Genomic DNA, 3,197 nt, shown 5'->3' with positions numbered 1-3,197 from the left:
CTAAACCGCTGAAAAAAAAATCTTTTGAACGTCTAAATATTAACCAAAAAGAGTCAACCTATATCAGTATAATACAAAAACAAGAAACTAAATGAAAAAAAGTGAGAAAATCTTAATCATTATTATTCTATCTCTTTTTCTCGGAGTTTTAATATTCGGACATTATTTTACTACTCCTCTTTTAATTAGCACCTCTATTTTAAGTATTTGCTACATATTTGGTGGCTTTTATTTTTTAAATTATCAAAATAATAAAGCCAAACTGAAAATATTAGCAGGAATAAGTGTAGGCTCTGCTCTAGGTGTTTTCACATTTACATTATGGCTTCCAGTATCTGTATTTAGAAAGATTTTAGTTTCCATAAATATCATATTCTCAATTATATTAATTGGATTATGGATTTATAATAAAAATAATTTTAATAAAGAACTTAAATATATTTTTTTTAGGTCTATAACTATAGCGGTTATTACTTCATTTTTTACTTTTTCTAGTGTTCATTTTAAAACCTATAGGGATTTCTTATTAAGAATGCTTAGGCCAGATTCTAGTTTATCGAATAACTTATTAATGTTTGAAAAAATAGACGAGTATAAAAAATTTATGAATTTAAAAGCATATGACCAAGCTATTAACAAAGCTAAAGAAGCTATTGTATACGGTAAGAAATGGAGAAATTATGATACTCTCTACTATCAAGACTTTTCAGGAACATATGAATTTTTATCAGATGCTTATATAGATTATGGAGATGATTTTTATAATAAAAATGATTTTAAAAATGCCTTAAACAATTATATAAAAGCAGATAGTGTTTTAAGACATAAAGAACATAAGCCTAAATATGTAAAATCTACAGAAAGTGATATATATTGGAATCGTTATAATCTATTATTAACATATAATAAACTTTCAGATTATGACAATTATGATTCTGAACTTGATTATTTGGTTGATAATTATCTAAAAATAAAAGACACTTTTGACATCGACTATCACTACATATTAGAAAACGCGTCTAACAATTATTACACACGTTCATATTATAGTAATGCTATAGACTTAAATAAAGCATCTTTAATTATCTTAAATCAAGACAGTATTAACAATATAAATTCATTTAAGAGCACCTATGTTCGATTGATTAAAAATTATTTGATTACAGATAGCACCGAAACTGCAAAAACATATTTAAATAAATATGGGAAAATCACTTCAAATAACGACTGCCGATATTTATTTTACAAAACTAGAATTCTACAAAAAGAAAATATTAAAGAAGCTTTAGATGTTGCTAAAAAAACTTGTAAATGTTTTGAGCAAGAAAACAAACCGAACAGTTTATTTTTTTCAAATCTGTTATTACTAAAATTAGAACTTGAAAACTCAAATTACAAGAACTTTGAAAAGCAAATAAAAACTACTCAAGATTTAATTTCTCAAATTAATAATAAAAGCTATAATCAAGCATTTATAGATGAACTTTTAGCATATTATAACTTTATAAAAGGAAATTATATTGAATCAAAAAAGTATTACGTAAAAGCTCTTAATAATCCTAAAGACTTTGAAGAAGTCCAAAAAAATTCAATCGAATTAAAAATAGCTCAAATAAATGACAAGCTGGATATTAGCTATGATAGAAATAGCCTTAACTTAAAAATTATCAACTTTTTATCCGAGTATGAAACCAATTATTCAAGTACTACTACTTTTCATAACGATTTAGGGAATATCAATACTGGATTTAATAAAAAACTATCTGACTCAATTTTTAAAGTAACAATTGAATGCCATAAAAATTTTGGAATTAGTAAATCTTCTAAAATAGGAATTGCATACAATGGTTTAGCAACAAATCAATTTCATCGCAAAAAGTATAAAAAAGCTGATTCACTATATACAATTGCAATAAAAAAACTAGATGGTTTTTATGGCAAACAAAGCAATGTAAATCAGCTTATATGTTATTCAAATATTATTGAATTAAAATTAAAACAGAAAAAATATGACCAAGCTTTAGATTTCTTAAAGAAAGCCCAATTAACGAAAACAAATTGTTTCAATAAAGAAGTAACAATATATGATGCATATCTACTGAATTTAGAAGGAGACATAATTAAAGAGAATAAAAAAGACATATTTCTATCAACCGAAAAATATAATCAAGCATTTGAGATAGCAAAAAATTATTTTGATAACAATCATAGATTCATAGTAGAACTAAAAAATAAAAAAATAACGCACTACAACAATGGCTATAAGTAATTGCTTGTTCTCGCCTACTTCTGAAAATCTTCGCGGATTTTCAACTTGGTGTGTACTTGCAAAGTTAAGTACTAACCCACGCAACTACTCATAGCCGAGACCGTTGTGTGCAATTTGAGGCAAATTTTGCTATTATACCAATTTTTGGTATATTTGAGTTAAATTAGTATCAAATGAACAAAAACACATCAATATCACTCGGAAATTATTTCGACCAATTCGTGCAAAGCCGAATTAGTGAAGGAAGATTTAAAAACGTCAGTGAAGTAATTCGTGCTGGATTGAGACTTTTAGAGGAAGAAGAAAGTAAAGTAATTGCTTTGAAAACTGCAATACAAGAAGGAATTGACAGCGGAATAGCTCACGATTTTGACCCAAAAAAGCATCTTGAATCTCTAAAAGCGAAAAAGCACTCGAATGGCTGAATATAAGTTGACGAACAAAGCTGTTGAGGATTTATCAAAGATTTGGGATTATACCTTTGAGGTTTGGTCGGAAAAACAAGCTGACAAATATTACGATGGACTGATTTCTGATTGTCAAGAAATTGCAGAAAATCCTCATTTAGGAAAAAACTACGAAGGAATATCAAAACAACTTCTCGGAATTAAGGTAAATCGACATATAATTTTTTACAGAACTCTGAATGAAAATTATGTAGAGATAACAAGAATACTGCACGAAAGAATGGACTTAAAGAAAAGAATAGCGGAATAAAAAACTGCACACAACACAGTGTATAATTAATTGCTTTGTTCTTCCCTACTTGCGAATATTCCTGCGGAATATTCACAGGTTCGTAAAAGTTTACTAATTTAGTTGCTAAACCACGCAACTAACCATACACAACAACGTTGGCTTTAATGCAGGAAAACATTGCAAAACCATCAAAGTACAGCTTATAAAAACAAAAACATTAAAATAAAAA

At 27.2% G+C, this 3,197-nt stretch carries 3 protein-coding genes; all 3 read left to right on the top strand.

What is annotated here, in order from left to right; translation table 11 throughout:
- Positions 1 to 91: 91 nt before the first annotated feature.
- The 3 genes from HM985_RS16925 (at position 92) to HM985_RS16915 (ending at position 2,986) form a co-directional block, all read left to right on the top strand.
- The gene (locus tag HM985_RS16925; protein WP_179377390.1) at positions 92 to 2,269 is read left to right on the top strand and encodes a tetratricopeptide repeat protein; all 2,178 of its coding nucleotides are present in this window, start codon (positions 92 to 94) and stop codon (positions 2,267 to 2,269) included.
- Between the two features lie 173 nt (positions 2,270 to 2,442).
- Positions 2,443 to 2,694 (top strand): type II toxin-antitoxin system ParD family antitoxin, encoded by a 252-nt coding sequence (locus tag HM985_RS16920; RefSeq protein WP_042297154.1) that lies wholly within the window; start codon positions 2,443 to 2,445, stop codon positions 2,692 to 2,694.
- Positions 2,687 to 2,986, top strand: a complete 300-nt coding sequence (locus tag HM985_RS16915) for a type II toxin-antitoxin system RelE/ParE family toxin (RefSeq protein WP_179314848.1) — start codon at positions 2,687 to 2,689, stop codon at positions 2,984 to 2,986. The genes HM985_RS16920 and HM985_RS16915 overlap by 8 nt, the downstream gene beginning before the upstream one ends.
- Positions 2,987 to 3,197: the final 211 nt, after the last annotated feature.

It is taken from the genome of Winogradskyella wichelsiae, from assembly GCF_013403925.1.
Taxonomy (GTDB): Bacteria; Bacteroidota; Bacteroidia; order Flavobacteriales; family Flavobacteriaceae; genus Winogradskyella; species Winogradskyella wichelsiae.
Note: the sequence above shows the minus strand (reverse complement) of the source record. Positions and strands in the feature narration are given on the sequence as shown.